Raw genomic sequence first — 20,566 nt, forward strand, 5'->3', positions numbered from 1 at the left:
TCTTTGAATTGCTTGGTATGGTCAGTGCAGGAATGGGGGCATTTCACGAGATCAGCTAACTAGATGATCTGACGTAAAGGTTTAACCTGCATGCTGACCACAGATGTTCTAGTAGGTTGCGATAGGGTAAAGGCAATGACTCTAGCAATATCTTCGGCATATAACATTTCCATAGCATCAATCTTGCTGCGCTGTTCTTCCGGAGTGAGTGGCTGCATGTCAGTCCCAACAGAACCAGGTTCAATGAGCGAAACCTGAATACCTTTTGGGTTAGCTTCTTTGCGGAGAGATTCAGTAAAAGCTTGTATACCTCCTTTTGAACAGACATAAACAGAACTCTGGGCTTCACGGGTATCGGCGCTCATTGAACCAATATTAACAATATGACCGGCACCACGAGGTTCCATCATTGACAATGCGGCTTGTGTACAAGCTAGGTAAGCAAGGATATTTGTGCGCAATAAATAGGCTTGATCCGAATAGTTTCCATCTTTGACAGTTTGAAAGGCAATCGCTGCATTGTTGATTAATATATCCAAATGACCATATAAATTGTCAAACTTATTGAACAGCATATGGATACCTTCTTCTGTGGCAAGATCAAGAATAATACCATGGAGCGTACCACTTGTATTGAGGTCTTCATGGTCACGTAACGTATCCTCCAGATGATGCTGGTGGTCCCCACAGATAAGAACATCGTTGCCGAGCGCTGTCATAAGCAAGGCTGTAGCTCTTCCAATGCCAGTTGTACCACCGGTGATTATAATTTTCTTGTTTTGGATCCAAATAGGGAGGATCGATTTTGTATAGTCCATTGCATTGGTTTTCATAATATTGTTGTTTAATGATATCTTAATATATGGGAATGCAGTTACTACCATAGCCCGAAAATGAGCTATAATAGTTGACATATTAGTGTCTTTTGTAGTGGAACAGTGGTTAAAATGAGATGGTTTTAGAGAACGATCAAAGCCGTACTTCTTCTCTTTTTAACGTATTTAATCCTAAAACGATTATGAAGGAATCTTGGTTCATCAATAGATTATATAACGCTGAGGACTACGAAATATAATTTTCTCAGTTCTTGGATTGATTTTTATGTTATGATACGTGATGGCAACAATAAGAGTTTTTGGCAGAGTACCGAAAAAATAGAGGACTTTGGAACTGATTTTAAAGAATTGACATTCCATACTATTGTGGTAGGTGCGGGAATTACTGGTGTAACTTTAGCAAAAGAGTTACAGAATAGAGGAATCAGTTGCTTGCTTATAGACAAAAAGAATCCAGGTTTCGGAACGACAGGAGGGACAACTGCACACATCAATAATTTTTATGATACATCCTATGACGAGATCATCGCTAATTTTGGAAATGATGCAGGTAGAGAGCTCGTGGTAGGCACACATAAGACATTGGATTATATAGTGCAAAATATACGCAAATATGCCGTAGCATGTGAATTTGATACCTGTGATTTTTTCCTTTTCAGTACGAATGGAAAGCAAACTAAGAAACTTGATGAAATATATCGGGCACACAAACAACTTGGGATAAAGACAGTGGAGGATAGTAGTATTCCTTTCGACTTGTCCTTTGAAAAGGTGATAAAAATTGAAGCGCAGGGGCAGTTTCATCCAATTAAATATATAAATGGTTTATTGCAAGCTTATAAAATTGAGGGCGGAGCATTTTTGTTAAATCAGGCAATTGAATCGTTTAACAACGATGGTGAAAACATCACAATAAAGACCAGTGATGCTCGTATCTTTACAGCTAAAAATCTTGTCTGGGCAACTCATGTTCCTCCTGGAAAGAATAGATTTAATCTTTTGCTAACTGCTTACAGAAGCTATGTAATGGTTTTTAAGCTTACAGATCCACCGACTGCACTTGCTCAGGCAGCCGATTTATACGATCCTTATCATTATTTTAGATATCATGTATCGTCGAATGGAAACTACCTGATAGCCGGGGGATTTGACCACAAGACAGGGGTGGGCGAGAATAGCGAGAAGTGTTTTACAGAGTTGGATAATTACGTTAGACGATATTTGGGCTTTAGTGATTTTGTTGCGAAATGGTCATCCCAATATTATGTTTCTGCAGATGGACTACCTTATATAGGTCGTATGCCAAGTGAAAAGAATATCTATGTATCCACAGGCTATGGAGGAAATGGAATGACTTTTGGCACGATGGCATCATTAGTGATTCCTGACCTGCTGGAAGGAAAAGAAAATGAACTCTCCAAAATGTTGTCACCCGGACGAATTAAACCTATTGCAAGTGTCAAAAGTGTGCTTTCGGTGGGAATAAATGCTTCGAAGCATTTAATTAAAGATAAATTGAAGGCGAAACAAGTTGAAATATTTGATACTATCCCCTTGAATGAGGGCAGGATTGTGACATTTGAGAACAAAAACCTTGCTGTATTTCGTGACAAGGATGGGGGGGGCGCGCATTGAATGCTAGCTGTACCCATATGGGCTGTACTGTAACATGGAATCCATCCGAGCAAAGTTGGGATTGTCCCTGTCATGGCTCTCGATTTGATATCGAAGGAAATGTGCTGAATGGTCCTGCGATAACTAATCTGAAAAGAGAGGAGTATTTTTAATTTAGAGGGCTAAGTTGTTTAATGCTGTAGCTGTGCCCTATATCTACTTGGAGTAATACCTTTTATTGATTTAAAGATTTTATTGAAGTTTGAAAGGCTGTTGAAACCACAGGTGTAGGCAATTGGAGTGATCTGCAGTTTGTTCTCTGCAATCAGCCGACAGGATTCGCTGATGCGCACCTCATTGACAAATTGGACAAAAGTCTTCTGGGTACGGGATTTGAAATAGCGACAAAAGGAGTGTTTGGACATGTTTGATAAAGCCGCCACATGATCTAATTGTATGTCTCTGCTATAATTATCGAAAACAAACTTAAATATTCGATCGATTTTATTGTTATCCGATGGGTTGTAATGGTGGGTATAGCCGGCACTTGAAAGATAGTCAAATTCTTCAGAGCTAATCATGATCTCAATAATTTCAAAAAGTAAAATAGTTTTTTCAAAACCATAGTCTAGGCTAACAATCTGTTTTAATTTCTGTTTTAACTTTTGCTTAGTCGCCCCCTTGTAGAGGAGACCACGTCTAGAAGTATTAAGGAATGACTCAATTTTATGGGTTTTAAAAAACTTGCCCAAAACTTCAATGATCAATTTAGGTTCGATATATAGGGCCAGTGAACGAGATACTGTCGATGCATCTTCATACTGGAGATTATTGTGCCATACATGGGGCAGGTTGGGACCAATAAATGTCAGTTCATCTGTGGTAAAACTATCTACGTCGTCGCCTATGATTCGCTTCCCCTTACCTTGTACAATATAAGTCATCTGACAGGCACTGTGAAAGTGAAATTCCGTCGAAAAAAAAGGTTGAGATATTGCGCGTGTTCCAAAAGTCGTAATCTCCGATCCCTCTAAAATTTTTGCAAAAATAGGTTTCATGCAGTTAATTGGTATTACGTTTTAAACTGGTTTACAACTTGATTAATAGTGTCAAAGATGGGACAATATAAATTATTTTGATTTAAAAACGAAAAATTGTCTTCGGTTGGTGTAATATGTCCATTTTTGAGAACATACGGGTATGGGTAAAGAAATGGGAAATGAACATGAATGAATAGAATTGGAAGACAATCTCGGTGTTTTTTCAAATTATATAGTATATTTGGCGCGCAGTTAAACTTAAATTTAATCAACTGACATTATTTAATACATCAATCATGAGCCAAAAGTTTGTGTACAATACACGATTTCCATCTGTAGAAGATTTAAGAAAGAAAGCGAAAAAAAGAATTCCCAAGTTTGCATTTGACTATCTTGAAGGTGGTGCAAATGAGGAGCTGAACCTTGCCAGAAATGAAAATGATTTCGATAATATCCTGCTCAAACCTGAATATTTGAAAGCAAGTGATGAAATTGATCTGTCTGTTGAACTTTTTGGCCGGCGATACAGTGCGCCATTTGGGGTTTCACCGATTGGGCTTCAGGGGCTGATGTGGCCTAATGCACCGGAAATTCTTGCTGAGGCAGCTGCGAAAAATGATATCCCTTATATCTTGAGTACAGTTTCAACAAGCAGTATCGAACGCATCGCTGAAGTATCTGGGGGCAAAGCTTGGTTTCAATTGTATCATCCTACAGAAGACAGACTACGTGATGATATCATCCGACGGCTGAAAGACGTAGAATGTCCCGTATTGGTAGTATTAGTCGATGTGCCGGCTTTCGGGTTGCGTTACCGAGAGATCAAAAGCGGGCTTTCTATGCCGCCAAAGATGAATATTGCAAATATTTTACAGACTTTCGCCTGTCCAACTTGGGGTATTGAGACCTTGCGGCATGGTATTCCTTCTTTTGCAACTTTAAAACCTTATATGGAAAAGGGACTAGACCTGGCGCAATTAGGACAATTTATGAACAGAACTTTTACGGGTAAGGTGGATGTTGAAAAGATAAAAGCAATCCGAGACTTATGGCCAGGGCCGTTGGTGCTGAAAGGAATTGCTACAGATGAAGATATGCAAGCCTCAATCGCTCTTGGTGTGGATGGTGTCATTGTTTCCAATCACGGAGGAAGACAATTAGATGCTAGTGAATCATCGATCAACTCATTGATTCACCTTGCCAGGAATCCCGAATATAAACAGAAGATCAAGATCATGCTGGATGGCGGAATTCGCTCGGGAGTGGACCTTGCCAGGGCACATGCTGTTGGATCAGATTTTAACTTTATGGGAAGGCCTTTTATGTACGGTGTTGGTGCGTTAGGTAGTGAGGGTGGGGAGCACACCATTAATATGTTCAAGGCGCATTTGTTTCAAGTGATGAAGCAGCTGAGCATCTCTAAAATTAATGCGTTTCCAAGCCGCCTGCAAGGCGTGTTGTAAATTGTCTACATCAGACCTAAAACTATAAAGTCCTTATAGGGACAGGGAATGGAATGTGTTTGGAAAATATTTATTAAGAGCTATTTCAGGTCAATTAGATTTTCCCTGAAATAGCCTTCTTAGTATAATATGGTTTTTCTGTTTTTCTTCATGTGAATGGCTACTGTATTTATGGATATCAGGTTTCAAGCACATATCTGTTAAAAAACATTATTGTTCTTGGTTCGATTTTTTTGACCATAATTCCATATGATGGAAATTGAATCGATCACTGTCGAAAACAGGGTCCTGTTTAGCTTTCTTTTGGTGACAATAATCATTGTAAAGGACAAGGACCTTCTTGTGGAGGAGGATAATAGCAATTAGATTTAACCAAGCCATCAGCCCAACTCCGATATCTCCCAGCGTCCAGGCAGATTTGGCCGTACTGATACAGCCTAGGTAAACTGAACCTAAGATAAGAATGCGGAGTATCCAGATGAGTAAGGTTCGTTGTGCTTTTTGGCTGACGAAACTAACGTTGGTTTCGGCAATGTAATAGTAAGCCATAATTGTAGTGAATGCAAAAAAGGTGAGTGCAAGTGCGACAAAACCAGCACCTAATGCCGGAAAATGATGTGATACGGCCTGCTGTGTAAAAGCTGGTCCCATTTCAGTTGCGGGCAGGTTTTGGACAATAAAACCTCCACTGGGATTTTCAATATTATATTGCCCAGTAAAAAGAATCATTAGTGCTGTTGCTGTACAGACAAACATGGTGTCAACATACACAGAAAATCCCTGAACAAGCCCCTGTTTGATGGGATGTGAAACTTCTGCTGCTGCCGCAGCATGTGGAGCAGTACCCTGTCCAGCCTCATTGCTATAGATACCCCGTTTTACTCCCCATGAAATCGCCATTCCTGCTACAGCACCAAAGGTTGATTCAAGGTTAAATGCTGCTTTGAAAATAAGCGCAAAGACTGCCGGGATTTGTGTAAAGTTGAGTCCAATGATCACAAGAGCCATGAGGATATAGGCTCCAGCCATAAAAGGCACTACATATTCGGCAACGCGGCTTATACGCTTAACGCCACCAATGATAATTATGGCCAATAGCGCCATAAGAAACAGTCCAGTAATTACAGGAGAAATATTGAAAGCTGATTTTACAGCAACACTGATACTATTGCTCTGTACACCAGGTAAAAGAAATCCTGTACTCACAATAGTTACAATCGCAAAGGTCCACGCAAAGATCTTTGAACGTAATCCCTTAAGTATGTAGAAGGCTGGTCCGCCGCGGTATTGTCCATCTTTGATTTCTTTATACATTTGTCCTAATGTGGCCTCAACCACAGCAGAAGCACTGCCTAAAAAAGCGATGATCCACATCCAAAAAACGGCGCCAGGGCCACCCATGGCAATAGCTGTTGCCACACCTGCAATGTTACCAGTACCAACTCTACCTGAAATCGCTAATGAAAATGCCTGAAAAGATGATATGCCTTTCTCTGAACTGTCACCGTGAAAAAGTAAACGTAGCATCTCTCGAATCTGTGTTAGCTGTGGGAACCTAAAACGGATCGTAAAATATATTCCAGTGAGTAAGCAAAGGTAAACCAGCGCATCGCTCCAGACGATAGCATAAATGTTGTCTATAAAATTATCCATATATCATAATTAAGATTCGAGGGTTCGCTAAAATAGATAAATCCTGTGGAATATACTGAATTATCTTATTGATTATTTTGATAAATGCAGTAAGAGCTATCTTTTCTTTCTATACTTTTTCGACTTAAATATGACTAAACAGTAAATTTTTGAAATATTTTTTTACATTTGTATCATGCGTTTTGCGGTGTATATTCTGGTTGTTTATATTCTGGGGCTCTCCTTTGTCCCATGTAGTGATTCCAATAATCACTGCGAGGAAACAGCTATGGAGATACATTTGAACCAAGCTCATAATCATGATGATGACTCGACTGATGCCTGCTCGATCTTCTGTTACTGCAATTGTTGCAGTGGCAACGTAACAGCTCCTGGCTATCAGTTACCAGAGATTGTTGGTATTCCGATTTCCATTTATTTTGATCGCCGCATGCCATTATTGAATAGTCCCATCATTTCCAGTTACTTTGGAAACATTTGGCAACCGCCCAAGATTAATGCTTAATTTTTAATTTTTTTTCGCTGTATCACGTTATCAAGAAAATCGTACTTCCAGTTAGGAACTGTCTTTTTTCTTTGGTATGATCCAGTGGATATTTTAGCAACCTCTACCTGATTCGCAGGTTTGTTGCAAAAAAATGAGATTTTTTACAGCTCAATTATTTAAGTATTAACCAAGTATATTGTGTTAGATCATATAATTAAATTTAGCATTAAGAACAAGATCATTATTGGTTTAATGACATTGTTACTTATCATATGGGGGAGCTGGAGTGCGACAAAGCTGCCTATAGATGCTGTCCCTGATATTACCAATAACCAAGTACAGATTTTCACTGCCTGTCCAACATTGGCAGGGCAGGAAGTCGAACAGCTGGTTACTTTTCCTATTGAACAAAGTATTGCCACAGTTCCTAGAATTGAAGAAATAAGAAGTATTTCACGTTTTGGCCTTTCGGTGATCACAGTTGTATTTGAAGAGGAAGTTGACATCTACTTCGCACGGCAGTTGATAGGCGAACGCTTAAAAGAAGCCGTGGACCAGATACCACAGGGTATTGGGGCACCGGAACTGGCTCCTGTAAGTACTGGACTGGGAGAAGTATATCAATATATTATTCACCCGAAGAAAGGGAGTGAAAATAAATACAATGCCAAAGACCTCCGAACGATGCAAGACTGGATTGTTGCGCGCCAGCTTTATGGTACGCCAGGGATTGCAGAAGTCAATAGCTTCGGCGGAGAGCTTAAACAATATGAAGTAGCTGTTGATCCTGATAGACTTAAAGCAATGAGTGTCACTATTCCGGATATTTTTACAGCATTAGAAAAAAACAATCAAAATACTGGAGGTGCTTATATCGACAAAAAGCCCAACGCTTATTTTATCCGTGGTATTGGCCTAGCAACCTCCTTGGAGGATGTTAGAAATATTGCCATTAAAAAATCAGGTTCGATACCTGTATTTGTTAAGGATGTGGCAGATGTGCGTTTTGGTCATGCAGTACGCTATGGGGCTTTGACCTATAACGGCCAGGTAGATGCCGTGGGTGGAGTGGTCATGATGTTGAAAGGTGAGAATAGTAATGATGTCGTAAACAGTGTGAAGGAGAAGTTGCCAACGATACAAAAATCTTTACCAGAAGATGTGGTGATAGAACCTTACTTAGACCGAACAGATCTAGTTGGTCGGGCCATAGGAACAGTGGAAAAAAACTTGATCGAGGGAGCCCTAATTGTGATCTTTGTGTTGGTATTGTTTCTTGGAAACCTTCGCGCTGGACTTATTGTAGCCTCAGCCATTCCATTGGCTCTGCTCTTTGCTTTGGGGTTAATGAATGTTTTTGGAGTGAGTGCCAACCTGATGAGCCTGGGAGCGATTGACTTTGGCCTTATTGTAGATGGAGCTGTCATTGTAGTGGAAGCCACACTCCATCACTTGGGGTTACGGAAATCTACTGAAAAGCTAACACAGTCCCAGATGGACCAAGAGGTTTTCGAGTCGGCTTCAAAGATCCGGACCAGTGCTGCCTTTGGTGAGATTATTATTCTAATCGTTTATATTCCCATCCTGACACTGGTAGGTGTGGAAGGAAAGATGTTCCGTCCGATGGCGCAGACAGTCGGTTTTGCTATTTTTGGTGCATTGATTCTTTCGCTGACTTACATTCCGATGATGTGTGCACTGTTTCTACCAAAAAAACTTAGTGAAAAGAAAACGTTCAGTGATAGGCTGATTGAGAAATTACAACATATCTATGCACCTTTGCTTCAAAAAGCAATCCGTTTCAAATATGTTATTGTCAGTCTCACGATTGCAATTTTTGCACTTTCGGTATTCTTTTTCAAAAACATGGGTGGTGAGTTTATTCCACAGCTGCAGGAGGGAGATTACGCTTTCCACTGTATTCTGCCACCAGGCAGTTCCCTGTCACAGAGTATCGAAACTTCTATGCAAGCCTCCCGTATTATCAAAGAATTTGAAGAAGTCAAGATGGTAGTTGGTAAAACAGGGGCAGCAGAAGTCCCTACAGATCCTATGCCACCAGAGGCAACGGATATCATGGTGGTACTTAAGCCACAAAGTGAATGGAAGTCAAGAAGAACTTACGATGAGTTGGGGGCCGCTATTCTGGAAAAATTGGAGGTAATCCCGGGGGTGTTCTTTGAAAAAAATCAACCAATACAAATGCGATTCAATGAGTTGATGACGGGTATCAGGCAGGACGTCGCAGTTAAGATCTTTGGCGAAAATATAGATTCACTGGCTGTATATGCTAATGAGGTTGCGGCACAGATTCAAGCCGTTAAAGGAACCACAGCTCCACAAGTTGAAAGGGTTTCTGGCCTCCCACAGATCAATATTGTATATGACCGGACTCGGATTGCTAATTATGGATTGACCATACAAGATGTCAATGATGTAGTCAGTACCGCATTTGCGGGTAAAAGTACCGGACAGATCTATGAGAATGAACGTCGTTTCGATTTGGTGGTACGGCTTGATACAACACACAGAAATAGCATTGATGATGTTCGCAGCCTTATGATACCGACTGATACAGGCATTCAGATCCCGCTATCTCAGGTCGCAGTTATTGATTATAAGCTCGGCCCTGCACAGATCAGCCGAGAGGCTGGAAAACGTCGGATTGTGATTGGCTTTAATGTAGCTGGAAGAGACGTGGAAAGCGTCGTCAAAGATATTCAGCAACAGCTTACGACCAAGGTGAAATTACCTGCTGGATACTATTTTACTTATGGTGGACAGTTTGAAAACCTCCAGCAGGCAAGTGCGCGACTTATGATCGCAGTACCGGTTTCCTTATTGCTTATTTTTATGCTATTGTACTTTACCTTCCATTCGTTTAAACAGGCCACATTGATATTTACAGCGATTCCTATGAGTGCAATTGGCGGGGTGTTTGCGCTTATGCTACGAGGGATGCCTTTCAGTATCAGTGCCGGGATTGGTTTTATCGCCTTGTTTGGGGTAGCCGTGCTGAATGGTATTGTGTTAATTGGGACGTTTAACCAATTGAAGAAAGAGGGAATGGAGGATATCTTTCAGCGGGTTAAAGAAGGGACACTGACCCGGCTGCGGCCCGTATTGATGACTGCTACAGTGGCTTCGCTTGGCTTCCTGCCGATGGCCATCAGTACAAGTGCTGGGGCTGAGGTTCAAAAACCGCTTGCTACAGTCGTGATTGGAGGATTGGTGACTGCAACATTTCTGACCTTGTTTGTATTACCTTTATTATATATCATTTTTAATTCAAAGTTGAATATGAAAAGAGGGAATGATACCAAGACCATAACAGTTATAGTGGTCTTTTTATGCTCCTTATTTGGATTTAGAGCATCTGCACAAGAACGTATTTCTATTGACAATGCGTTGAGTACAGCATTGAAAAACAATCGACAGTTTCGGGTAAATAACGCAGAAATCGCAGGTGCGAATTTCAATGTGAAAACGGCGAATGAGATTCCCAAGACTGGTATTTTTGTAGAGAATGAAGATTATAGCCCTACGGATAAAGCTGGCTTATTGAAAATTGGTGTGACACAGAGCATTGCCTGGCCGGGTTTATATTCAGCGCGAAAGGAATATTTTAAAGAACAGCTGAAATATGCCAATCTCAATACGGATGTGTTGAATGCTAGTATCAAGAAGGATGTACGAACTGCTTATTTTCAACTATGGTATCTTCAGGACAGGCAAAAACTTTATATGGAACTAGACAGTATCTATTCCGCCATGTTTAAGGCTACGGAGCTTCGTTTCAGAACAGGGGATGTTGCTGCACTGGATAAGATTGCCGCAGAAGCGCGTTTAAAGGAATTACAGGCACAGGTTGTTCAGAATAAGAAAGATATGGTGGTTCAACAGCAGCAATTGATGATGTTGTTGGATCGCAATGAGTGGCTATTGCCAGTGGATAAATCGTTGGCAAAGATTTCCGTAGAAGGCAGTATTTCCGAAGATCTTTCACATCCTATTTTGGCGTTGCAGCAGCAGAATGTGAATATTGCCAACTCAAATATAGCAGTACAGAAGAATACAAATAAACCGGAGTTTTCCGGACGGTTTTTCTCACAACGGCTCTGGGGTGCCAAAAATCCAGTTTCCGGTTTCTCTGTATCGGCAGAATTTCCTGTGTTTGGACTTGGAGCATATAAAAATAAGGTCAAGGCTGCAAATGCTGAGATGGAAGTGCAACAGCAGAAACTAGCATATGATACGCAAGTGTTTCAAACCAATAAGATGAATGCGAAGGCAGAGATGGAAAAAAACACGGCGCTGTTGCAATTTTATGAATCCTCGGGGCTAAAGCAGGCTGAGGAGATTATTAAAGCAGCAAGCTTGGGCTATAGGGCTGGGGAAATCAATTTCGCCGAACTCAGTCAATTTTTGAGCCAGGCCATTGGTATTCGACAAAACTATCTGGAGGTGCTCAATCAATATAATCAATCGGCAATTCAATATAATTATTTCAATAATAAATAAGTCAATAATGAAAATTTCCAAAATATTCTTTGTAGTCGCATTCATCACAGTTTTTTATGGCTGTGGGGCTAAGCATTCGGAGGGCGACGGCCATGCTCACGAAAAGGAGGAGGCAAAAGGTGACACAGAGGAAGGACATAAGGACGGTCCAGTGACGGTGGCCACACTAAGTGGACAGCAGATTAAAGCTGTGGGGATCGCCTTTGGGAATATAGAAAACAAAGAGCTGACCGCAACAATTAAGGCAAATGGTCTGTTGAGTGTTCCGAACAACAATAAAGCGAATGCAACCACACTCTATGGTGGGGTCATCAAAACGTTAAATGTTCAGTTGGGTGATATTGTTCGCAAAGGACAAGTGATCGCAACCATCACAAATCCGCAGTTTGTGCAGCTCCAGGAGGAATATGTGGCATTGGCAAGCAGAATCACGCTTGCCGAACAGGAGATGAGAAGACAACAGGAACTGAATGAGGGAAATGCGGGGGCCAGGAAGAACCTACAGGCAGCTACTGCAGAATTTAATGGCCTACGCGCACGCAAAGCATCACTTCAACAGCAGATTAAGCTGATGGGAATTAATCCCAATACAGTCAATCTTTCGAATCTAAAGACCTCATTGACTGTAACTAGCCCAATCAATGGAACAGTGAGCAACGTTATCGCAAAAATAGGTAGTTATGTGGATGTGTCTTCTCCAGTAATTGAGATTGTCGATAACAGTTTATTGCATCTAGATCTTCAGGTGTTTGAAAAAGACCTTCCATTGATCAAAGTGGGACAAATTATCAATTTTCAATTGACCAATAACCCCGATAAAACGTATTCGGCTAAAGTATTTACCATTGGTTCTTCTTTTGAAAATGATAGTAAGACCATTGCTGTACACAGCACGGTAATTGGAAGTAAGGTAGGATTGATTGATGGTATGAATATCACTGGAATGATTGGTATTAATAATGTTACGAGCCCTGCGGTACCAAATGATGCCATCGTTGAGGCTGACGGTAAGTATTATATTTTTATTGAAACAGACAAAACACCCGAAGAACATGGAGCTGGACATGATGACCATGGCCATGCTCATGATGAAGGAGAAGCTAAACATGCACACCAAAATGAACAGGAGGCTGCTAGGCATGCTGAGGAGCAAGGCAAGAACACCAACTTTGAGAAAATAGAGGTTCAAAAAGGTGTTTCTGCCATGGGATACACGGCTGTCACACCAGTACAAGAAATTCCTGACCATACAAAAATTGTCGTCAAAGGGGCTTTCTTCATCAATGCAAAAATGAGTAATACTGGTGGACATGAGCATTAAGGTGCTGTTGGAAAGATGAAAATGGTGAAATGCTAAATTTATTTTTTAGTCGATGTACCCTTACATGAATCATTTCATGGGGTACATCCTTAAAAGTAGGTACGATACAGGCTGGGGTTATATGATGAAAAGATATTATACCCGCTGGAAGGTATCAATCTTATTGTTTAGGTACAACCAATGTCTCGTAAATTGGCCATAAAAAAGCGAGGTCATCATCAGATTGTGCTTCCGGATAATGTTCATCATGTAGGTTTCTGATTTCCACTCCCTGCCCCTGATCATTGATGACGACAGCTGCCCGGAGTTCATCAGAACCTTCGTAGTAGATTCCTACACCGACAAGTCTTCCGTTGAGCATAATCTCGCTCACTACATATCTTCTTATTTTTCTGCCCTTCGGGCTATTGTCTCCCTTGGAGATGGTATTTCCTTTTGTATAATGTCTTTCCATATCGCTAGAACAGTTGACCTTGTTATTTTGTTGTTCAAAAAGCTACCTTTGTAGAATAGTAAGCCGTGAAGCTATTGTGATGACAAAAGAAGAGATGATCGAGATGCTGGAAGGCGTTCCTTCAGCAGTTGGTGTATATTATATTTATGACAGCAATGGAATGTTGATTTATGTAGGCAAGAGCATTGATATCAGAAAGAGATTATTGCAGCATTTCAGAAGTTCAGATTTTAAAGAACGTAAAATACAACGCGCTGCCAGTAAAGTGACGTTCGAACTGACGGGACATGAACTGTTGGCGCTTCTGCATGAATCAGATCTAATCAAAAAACACCAGCCACTTTATAATCGTGCACAACGGCGGACTCATTACGGGTTTGGTCTTTATCTGCACCTGAACCCACAGGGCTATCAGGTGTTAAAGATTGAATCCCTAGATCCTGAGCGAGAGGAATTGATGTTATTTTCGAGCTATCAAGAAGGCAAAGAGCAGCTATTTCGGATAACAGAAGAATATCAGCTTTGTCAAAAGATCAACGGTCTCCATAACAGTAAAAAATCGTGTTTTCAATATATGCTGAAAGCTTGTAAAGGAGCTTGTATTGCAGTAGAGTCCCCTGAGGACTATAACTTACGGGTAAATGCATTTGCAGTGTCATCCGAATTACCCACTGGAGAGATCTTCTTGGAGTTTTTGGGAAGAACACCCGAAGAAAAAGGTCTTGTTTATCTTCAGGATGGTCGTTACCTGGGATTTGGATATTGTGCTAAACAGATCCGTAGCAAGAAAAAAAAGCGAGAAGCGATTGTCTCAAAAATGGATAACCGGGATGTAAGGCGAATTTTGAAGCGCCATTTTATGCTCCATCCTTTATAGTTTTATATTATTCAAAAATGTAATTAAAATTATTTATTACATTGTAATATAGTTCTTTATTTTTTTAATCTTTCTAGGAATTTATTGTTTTTTTCATCCGAATCTTTATAATATTCCCGAGCATCCTCGAGCTTTTTATGCATCTGTTGGCGAACCTTACTATATGCAGGTGAGTTATACACATTATGCATTTCCTGTGGGTCCTTTTCTAGGTCGTAAAGTTCCCATTCATCCACATCGTAATAGAAATGCATCAACTTATAGCGATCAGTGCGAATTCCGTAATGTCTTTTTACCATATGGATTGATGGATATTCATAATAGGTATAATAGACCGCATCGCGCCATTTGTGCTGCTTTCCGTTTAACAGACCACGAAAAGATTTACCTTGCATATCTGTTGGGATTTCTATTCCGGCATAGTCCAAAATTGTCGGTGCAAAATCCAGGTTTTGTACCAGAGCTTTGGATGATTGGCCGGCCTTGATTTCCTTTGGATAACGTATTAACAAAGGTGTCCTTAAAGATTCCTCATACATAAATCGCTTATCGAACCAGCCATGTTCACCAAGATAAAAACCTTGGTCAGAAGTATAAATGACAATGGTATTTTCGTCCAGTCCATTTTGTTTCAAAAAATCCAACAAGCGGCCTACGCCATCGTCCACCGCAGCTACGGTGCCGAGGTAATCTTGCATATAACGCTGGTAACGCCATTGCATCAGGTCTTTCTGTGACATCCGGGGATACTTCTCTTTAAAATCTGCCATAATGGGATTATAGACAGAATCCCAGGCAGCACGTTCTGCTGTGGTCATTCTGCCCAAATTATTATTGAAGGCGGCTTTGTCCCAACTCAGGTATTCCTTGATCCCCAATTCATTCATTAGGGGCGGAGGGACTTTATTGTCTCCAGCCCAGTTCATATGCTTAAGGATATTCATTTCGGCTGTTTTGGCAGCTGTACCACGTTCATCATAGCTGTCAAATAGGGTTTGGGGTTCCTTGTAAGTTTTAGCGGTGTAAGCTTGGATATGGCGCAGTGCCGGTAGCCATTCACGATGGGGAGCCTTTTGATGGTAAAGAACACAAAATGGTTTGCTGGTGTCACGCTTTGCAATCCAGTCCAAGGTCATATCTGTAGTAAGGTCCGAAACATAGCCCTTGATCTGCTGTTTGACCCCATTAATAATAAAATTAGGGTTGTAGTATTCTCCCTGATCGATCAGTACCGCAGAGTGATTGAATCCTTGAGGCAAGCCATCCATATGAATTTTACCAATTAAGGCAGTTTGATAACCATTTTTCTGAAGGATCTTTGCGAAATTATCCTGATTCCAGTCAAATTTAGCTTCATTGTCAATTTTTCCGTTGATGTAACTATGTTTGCCCGTCAACAATACTGCACGGCTGGGGGCGCAGAGTGAATTGGTGACTGTGGCACGCGTAAAAATTGCTCCTTCTTTCGCTAATTGGTCAATATGAGGTGTTTCATTTAACCCATAGCCATAGGCACTGATGGCCTGATAACCGTGGTCATCACTCATAATATATACGATGTTTGGTCGCTTTTTTGTCTTATTGCCTTGAGCTTGAGTTATATATGAGGCTAAGCACAAAAATGCCAATGCAGTAATACAGTGTATTTTCATTCTAAAGATGTACTGGTTTAGACGATCATTGATCGGTTGTTTCTTCTTCCTCTAATATAAGTCTTAATTTAATATAATCCCATAATTTTCTGCTTATCTATTATTCTAGTAATAGGGAGTACAATTTAACTTATTTGTTTAATTAATATTTCTGATAGAAATTTGTACTATTAATAATTTTAGTTATATATGAAAAAGAGTTTATTTTCTCTTGCATTGGGCGGATTGGGGATCGGAGTGACTGAATTCAGTATGATGGGTATGTTACCAGATGTGGCACAGGATCTACAAGTGTCAATTCCCGAAGCTGGATACCTGATTAGCGCCTATGCACTTGGGGTTGTCGTTGGTGCTCCGTTATTAGTGGTCGGCATGAATAGGTTTTCACCCGTAAAGACACTGGTAGTGCTAATGGGCCTATTTACTTTATTCAATGGTTTGTCGATCATTGCTCCAGATTATCATTTGTTATTGCTATCACGGTTTATTTCGGGCTTGCCACATGGTGCATTTTTTGGTGTGGGATCGGTTATTGCTAGCAGGCTGGCAGATAAAGGAAAGGAAGCTCAGGCGGTTGCCACAATGTTCTCTGGACTCACTGTAGCCAATTTGCTTGGAGTGCCTCTAGGGACATATATTGGACATCATTTTTCATGGCGTTATACGTTTTTGCTGATTGCCCTTATTGGACTACTGACAATGCTGGCGTTAAAATTGTGGATGCCCCGCATGGAGTACCAGGCTAAGAAAAATCCCTGGAAGGATTTCAATATCTTTCGTAATGGTAATGTTTGGTTGATGGTATTGATATTTTCGGTTGCTCCGGGAGCACTTTTTGCATGGATAAGTTATATTGCACCTTTGATGAGTGAAGTTTCGGGTATTGCAGACCGTTTTTTGCCATATATTATGGTATTGGCAGGCCTAGGGATGTTTGTGGGCAACCTGATCGGTGGGAAGCTAACAGACACTTATTCACCCAGTGTAATTGTTATCACTGTGTTGGTGCTCCAAATTGTATGTATGCTGGTGATTTTTATGACGTCTGAAAATGCATGGCTATCCTTACTAATGACTTTCCTTACAGGAGTGACTACTTTTGCTCTGGTTCCTTCATTAACTTTACTTCTCCTAAACTCTGTAAAAAGTGATGCTGAAATGCTTGTGGCATCCTTAGGTCCGGCCTGTTTTAATATCGCAAATGCATTAGGCGCTTTTTTAGGTGGAGTTCCACTTGATCAAGGTTATGGTTATACGGCACCGGCACTAGTAGGTGCAGCAATGGCTGGGGTAGGAATCGTTATTTCCGTATTTTATATTCAACGGAATAAAAAAGTTAACTATCCAGATAAGAAAGCTCAATTAGCGGATATTTTACCTTAAGATCCCTATGCTGTCTGTTCAAATAAAACATACCGCGAATATTTCGATTATGAGAGCTGTGCACCTTAAAACAAATAAACTTAACCTACATTAAGTTTATTTGTTAATCCAGGTTGTTGGCGGTAGGCCTGTGCTTGTCGTATCTTTGATTTATCAACAATCTATTTTCATTGGGCTGTTGACCTAAAGTAAATTAGAAATATTTAAGGAGATTTATAACATGAAAAAGTCAATCGAGAGAATTTCACCACGTCCAGCTCAACCAGGTATGGTGGGCGACGGATTCCGGGTATTTAACATGATTCCTGGGGGTGGTATTTCACAAAGAAGGATGAGCCCTTTTCTTTTATTGGACTTTAATGCAGAATTTGATTTCGGACCATCCGATCATATTCGGGGTGTCGATGTGCATCCTCATAAAGGATTTGAGACAGTAACTATTGCCTATAAAGGTCGGGTGGCACATCATGATAGTTCAGGCAACCACGGTGTGATTAATCCGGGAGATGTGCAATGGATGACCGCAGGTGCAGGTATTTTACATAAAGAATATCACGAAGAAACATTTTCAAAAGTAGGTGGTCCGTTTGAAATGGTCCAGCTCTGGGTAAATTTGCCGGCTAAAGACAAATCCACCCCAGCACATTATCAGGCGATCACAGCTGATCAAATGGGGAAAGTGGTACTTCCGAAAGATGCGGGTATTGTGAATGTGATTGCTGGAAAATTTGAGAATACGGTCGGACCGGCAAGTACATACACTCCTGTAAACCTATTTGATATTAAACTTGAACAAGGCCATCAAACAGCATTTGCGGTACCCGGCAACCATAACACGGCATTATTGGTTGTAAATGGAGAAGTTGAGGTAAATGGACAGGTAGCATCTGAACACAGTTTTGTCCTTTTTGCAAACGATGGAGAAGAGATTAGCATAAAAGCTCATGAAAAAGCAGTCATGCTTTTATTGAGTGGTGAACCAATAGACGAACCTATCGTCAGCTATGGCCCCTTTGTCATGAATACCCAAGAAGAAATATATGCAGCGTTTGAAGATTTTCAAGCGGGCAAATTTGGAACCTTGGAATAGTTCAGGTATACTACCCAGAAAGAACTGAATCAATGCCCCTGTGAGCTATTTATTGCACACCGGGGCATTGCTGTTTGACATCTTTTTGAGGAGATATCTATGGATTTGAAAAAAAATAAGATCTTTATAGGGTGATCAAATTATAACATGGTTATGAAACAACTTGAGTTTGTGCAACATGCAAAACAAATTTTTGAAAGAAACGATCATGTCGTTGGTTTGTTGGTGGGAGGCTCTTGGCTGAACAATCAGCTGGATGAGTTTTCGGATGTCGATCTAATTGTAGTGACAGATCAGAGGATTACTGATGACAAAGACAAAATGGTGGAATATGCAAAACAACTGGGTAATTTTCTTTCGGGTTTTACGGGCGAACATGTTGGTGAACCTCGATTACTGATCTGCCTTTACGACAGACCACTGCTCCATGTTGACCTTAAATTCCTTACTTTGGTAGAATTGGCACAACGAGTGGAGAACCCGGTGATTTTATTTGACAAAACAGGAGAGTTGCAAGAGGTTTTAAAGGAATCAAAGGCCGAATTTCCACATCCAGACTTTCAATGGATCGAAGATAGATTTTGGATTTGGGTGCACTATGCCCTGGTAAAGATCGGTCGGGGTGAATATTTTGAAGCACTTGATTTTTTTGGATTCTTGCGTATGCTGGTTCTTGGGCCATTGCTTCAGCTTAAGAATAATAGATTACCTCGTGGGGTTCGAAAAGTGGAAACAGAGCTGAGTGTAGACGATTTAGAATTTTTGAAAAGTACGATTCCCAACTACGACAAACAGTCCTTATTGAAAAGTCTAAAAAATACGATCAGTTTATATCGGATTCTGCGAACAACTCTTTTTGGCCCTCAAGTATGCATGCAGACAGAGACCGAACAAAGAGTCATGGATTATTTTGACGAATTTTAATCGACCGTCTACTGTTTGTTTTTTCGCTGAAAGGCAGAGTATACAATTATGACACTCATAGTCATCAGAACAAAAGCAAGGAAAAACGGAGCTCCTGAAAACTTAAAAGGTGCTTTATCGTGTGTGAAATAATAAAAGAGATTGGTCATCATCGGAGGGCCAATGATCGATGTTGCACTCATCAGACTGGTCAATGCGCCTTGAAGTTCACCTTGTTCATTAGAAGGAACGTTCTTGGTGATGACCGACTGTAGTGCTGGTCCACAGATTCCTCCTAGACAGTATGGGATGAGAAAAACAAACATCATCCATCCCTGATCAGCAAAGGCAAATAACAATAAACCCAAAGCATATAGTATCAATCCATAATAAATACTTTTATGCTCACCAAGCCTAGGGGTTGTCCATCTGATCAGTACCCCTTGTACCAGGCCGATGAGGAGCCCGATAACTCCAAGTGATATGCCGACCATTCGTTCCGTCCAATCAAACTTATACATCGTAAAGAAGTTCCAGTTGCTCTGTACGGCATGCCCTGCGATATAAATTAAGATGAGTGCAATGATGAGTCCTGAGATCTCGGGGTGTTTTCCCAAAAATCGAAACGATCCAATCGGATTGGCACGTTTCCAGTTAAATGCTCTTCGTTTGTTTCGATCCAAGCTTTCCGGGAGGATAAAGTAGCCATATAGAAAATTTAGTAGGCATAGTCCTGCAGCAGCATAAAAAGGAACCCGAGCGCCATAATATCCTAGTAACCCACCGATAACTGGGCCTATAATAAAGCCGAGACCAAAAGCTGCTCCTATGAGTCCGAAATTTTTTGCTCTGTCTTCATCGTTAGAAATATCAGCAATATAAGCACTGGCGGTTGTGAAGCTAGCTCCTGTCACCCCCGCGATGACACGCCCCAAAAATAGCCAGCCGATGGAGGGGGCTAAAGCAAGGAAGATATAGTCCACTGCAAAACCAAAGAGAGAAATCAAAATAATGGGCCGTCGACCGTACTTATCACTGAGGTTACCGACAACGGGTGAAAAAATGAATTGTGTAAATGCATAGGCAAATCCAAGCCAACCACCATACTTGGCAGCTTCACTGATGTCACTATGTATGAGTTCTTCAATCAGTTTCGGAACGACCGGAATGATGATCCCCCATCCGGTGATATCGATTAACAACGTGATAAATATGAAGCCAATAGCTGCCTTTTTCTTTGAATTTTCCATGACGCCTTAAAAATAAATAAAT

General features: G+C 40.8%; 16 protein-coding genes. 10 read left to right on the forward strand and 6 right to left on the reverse strand.

The features are described from left to right. Positions 1 to 59: 59 nt before the first annotated feature. Positions 60 to 833: an SDR family oxidoreductase gene (locus tag HX021_RS15480; RefSeq protein ID WP_286591367.1), complete on the reverse strand. Its 774-nt coding sequence runs from the start codon at positions 831 to 833 to the stop codon at positions 60 to 62. A gap of 273 nt (positions 834 to 1,106) precedes the next feature. Here HX021_RS15480 and HX021_RS15485 point away from each other — a divergent pair, with 273 nt between their 5' ends. Both HX021_RS15485 and HX021_RS21715 read left to right on the forward strand, forming a co-directional pair. Continuing rightward, on the forward strand, positions 1,107 to 2,471 hold the full coding sequence (locus HX021_RS15485; RefSeq protein WP_286591368.1) for an NAD(P)/FAD-dependent oxidoreductase: 1,365 nt from the start codon (positions 1,107 to 1,109) through the stop codon (positions 2,469 to 2,471). Positions 2,472 to 2,488: 17 nt separating this feature from the next. Beyond that, entirely contained in the window at positions 2,489 to 2,623 is a 135-nt protein-coding gene (locus HX021_RS21715) for a QcrA and Rieske domain-containing protein (RefSeq protein WP_353621047.1), read from the forward strand. A gap of 18 nt (positions 2,624 to 2,641) precedes the next feature. On the opposite strand, the gene HX021_RS15490 is transcribed toward HX021_RS21715, so the two are convergent. Further along, positions 2,642 to 3,508 carry an AraC family transcriptional regulator gene (locus tag HX021_RS15490; RefSeq protein ID WP_286591369.1) on the reverse strand — a complete coding sequence of 289 codons (867 nt, stop codon included), beginning with the start codon at positions 3,506 to 3,508 and terminating at the stop codon, positions 2,642 to 2,644. Positions 3,509 to 3,786: 278 nt separating this feature from the next. Here HX021_RS15490 and HX021_RS15495 point away from each other — a divergent pair, with 278 nt between their 5' ends. Next, complete coding sequence (locus tag HX021_RS15495) at positions 3,787 to 4,953, forward strand: alpha-hydroxy acid oxidase (RefSeq protein WP_286591370.1); 1,167 nt, start codon at positions 3,787 to 3,789, stop codon at positions 4,951 to 4,953. Positions 4,954 to 5,163: 210 nt separating this feature from the next. Here the strand turns inward: HX021_RS15495 and HX021_RS15500 are convergent, their stop codons facing one another. Beyond that, positions 5,164 to 6,606 (reverse strand): alanine/glycine:cation symporter family protein, encoded by a 1,443-nt coding sequence (locus HX021_RS15500; protein WP_286591371.1) that lies wholly within the window; start codon positions 6,604 to 6,606, stop codon positions 5,164 to 5,166. A gap of 175 nt (positions 6,607 to 6,781) precedes the next feature. Here HX021_RS15500 and HX021_RS21720 point away from each other — a divergent pair, with 175 nt between their 5' ends. The 3 genes from HX021_RS21720 (at position 6,782) to HX021_RS15510 (ending at position 12,935) form a co-directional block, all read left to right on the forward strand. Further along, complete coding sequence (locus HX021_RS21720; protein ID WP_353621048.1) at positions 6,782 to 7,111, forward strand: DUF6660 family protein; 330 nt, start codon at positions 6,782 to 6,784, stop codon at positions 7,109 to 7,111. Between the two features lie 180 nt (positions 7,112 to 7,291). Beyond that, the gene (locus tag HX021_RS15505) at positions 7,292 to 11,614 is read left to right on the forward strand and encodes a CusA/CzcA family heavy metal efflux RND transporter (protein ID WP_286591372.1); all 4,323 of its coding nucleotides are present in this window, start codon (positions 7,292 to 7,294) and stop codon (positions 11,612 to 11,614) included. A 7-nt stretch (positions 11,615 to 11,621) separates the two neighbouring features. Continuing rightward, positions 11,622 to 12,935 carry an efflux RND transporter periplasmic adaptor subunit gene (locus tag HX021_RS15510; RefSeq protein WP_286591374.1) on the forward strand — a complete coding sequence of 438 codons (1,314 nt, stop codon included), beginning with the start codon at positions 11,622 to 11,624 and terminating at the stop codon, positions 12,933 to 12,935. A gap of 160 nt (positions 12,936 to 13,095) precedes the next feature. On the opposite strand, the gene HX021_RS15515 is transcribed toward HX021_RS15510, so the two are convergent. Then, positions 13,096 to 13,389, reverse strand: a complete 294-nt coding sequence (locus tag HX021_RS15515; RefSeq protein WP_286591375.1) for a hypothetical protein — start codon at positions 13,387 to 13,389, stop codon at positions 13,096 to 13,098. A 79-nt stretch (positions 13,390 to 13,468) separates the two neighbouring features. On the opposite strand from HX021_RS15515, the gene HX021_RS15520 reads away from it, so the two are divergent. After that, a complete protein-coding gene (locus tag HX021_RS15520; RefSeq protein WP_286591608.1) occupies positions 13,469 to 14,266 on the forward strand; it encodes a GIY-YIG nuclease family protein in 798 nt (265 codons plus the stop codon). Between the two features lie 56 nt (positions 14,267 to 14,322). On the opposite strand, the gene HX021_RS15525 is transcribed toward HX021_RS15520, so the two are convergent. Continuing rightward, positions 14,323 to 15,918 carry a sulfatase family protein gene (locus HX021_RS15525; protein WP_286591376.1) on the reverse strand — a complete coding sequence of 532 codons (1,596 nt, stop codon included), beginning with the start codon at positions 15,916 to 15,918 and terminating at the stop codon, positions 14,323 to 14,325. 189 nt (positions 15,919 to 16,107) lie between these two features. Between HX021_RS15525 and HX021_RS15530 the strand changes: the two genes are divergently transcribed. The 3 genes from HX021_RS15530 to HX021_RS15540 all read left to right on the forward strand — a co-directional run bounded on the left by HX021_RS15530 (position 16,108) and on the right by HX021_RS15540 (position 19,315). Next, entirely contained in the window at positions 16,108 to 17,301 is a 1,194-nt protein-coding gene (locus HX021_RS15530; protein ID WP_286591377.1) for an MFS transporter, read from the forward strand. Between the two features lie 220 nt (positions 17,302 to 17,521). After that, complete coding sequence (locus HX021_RS15535; protein ID WP_286591378.1) at positions 17,522 to 18,391, forward strand: pirin family protein; 870 nt, start codon at positions 17,522 to 17,524, stop codon at positions 18,389 to 18,391. 153 nt (positions 18,392 to 18,544) lie between these two features. Then, entirely contained in the window at positions 18,545 to 19,315 is a 771-nt protein-coding gene (locus HX021_RS15540; protein WP_286591380.1) for a nucleotidyltransferase domain-containing protein, read from the forward strand. An 8-nt stretch (positions 19,316 to 19,323) separates the two neighbouring features. Here HX021_RS15540 and HX021_RS15545 read toward each other — a convergent pair whose 3' ends face one another. Further along, positions 19,324 to 20,544, reverse strand: a complete 1,221-nt coding sequence (locus HX021_RS15545; RefSeq protein ID WP_286591381.1) for a TCR/Tet family MFS transporter — start codon at positions 20,542 to 20,544, stop codon at positions 19,324 to 19,326. Positions 20,545 to 20,566 lie beyond the last annotated feature (22 nt).

It is taken from the genome of Sphingobacterium sp. N143, assembly GCF_030325625.1.
GTDB lineage: Bacteria > Bacteroidota > Bacteroidia > Sphingobacteriales > Sphingobacteriaceae > Sphingobacterium.

What these genes read in the sequence shown, in the direction of transcription:
- HX021_RS15545 (WP_286591381.1), bottom strand. Translation starts at nt 20,544, where the DNA reads ATGGAAAATTCAAAGAAAAAGGCAGCTATTGGCTTCATATTTATCACG.
- HX021_RS15485 (WP_286591368.1), top strand. Translation starts at nt 1,107, where the DNA reads ATGATACGTGATGGCAACAATAAGAGTTTTTGGCAGAGTACCGAAAAA.
- HX021_RS15480 (WP_286591367.1), bottom strand. Translation starts at nt 833, where the DNA reads ATGAAAACCAATGCAATGGACTATACAAAATCGATCCTCCCTATTTGG.
- HX021_RS15510 (WP_286591374.1), top strand. Translation starts at nt 11,622, where the DNA reads ATGAAAATTTCCAAAATATTCTTTGTAGTCGCATTCATCACAGTTTTT.
- HX021_RS15540 (WP_286591380.1), top strand. Translation starts at nt 18,545, where the DNA reads ATGAAACAACTTGAGTTTGTGCAACATGCAAAACAAATTTTTGAAAGA.
- HX021_RS15520 (WP_286591608.1), top strand. Translation starts at nt 13,469, where the DNA reads ATGACAAAAGAAGAGATGATCGAGATGCTGGAAGGCGTTCCTTCAGCA.
- HX021_RS15495 (WP_286591370.1), top strand. Translation starts at nt 3,787, where the DNA reads ATGAGCCAAAAGTTTGTGTACAATACACGATTTCCATCTGTAGAAGAT.
- HX021_RS21720 (WP_353621048.1), top strand. Translation starts at nt 6,782, where the DNA reads ATGCGTTTTGCGGTGTATATTCTGGTTGTTTATATTCTGGGGCTCTCC.
- HX021_RS15530 (WP_286591377.1), top strand. Translation starts at nt 16,108, where the DNA reads ATGAAAAAGAGTTTATTTTCTCTTGCATTGGGCGGATTGGGGATCGGA.
- HX021_RS15490 (WP_286591369.1), bottom strand. Translation starts at nt 3,508, where the DNA reads ATGAAACCTATTTTTGCAAAAATTTTAGAGGGATCGGAGATTACGACT.
- HX021_RS15525 (WP_286591376.1), bottom strand. Translation starts at nt 15,918, where the DNA reads ATGAAAATACACTGTATTACTGCATTGGCATTTTTGTGCTTAGCCTCA.
- HX021_RS15535 (WP_286591378.1), top strand. Translation starts at nt 17,522, where the DNA reads ATGAAAAAGTCAATCGAGAGAATTTCACCACGTCCAGCTCAACCAGGT.
- HX021_RS15515 (WP_286591375.1), bottom strand. Translation starts at nt 13,389, where the DNA reads ATGGAAAGACATTATACAAAAGGAAATACCATCTCCAAGGGAGACAAT.
- HX021_RS21715 (WP_353621047.1), top strand. Translation starts at nt 2,489, where the DNA reads ATGGGCTGTACTGTAACATGGAATCCATCCGAGCAAAGTTGGGATTGT.
- HX021_RS15500 (WP_286591371.1), bottom strand. Translation starts at nt 6,606, where the DNA reads ATGGATAATTTTATAGACAACATTTATGCTATCGTCTGGAGCGATGCG.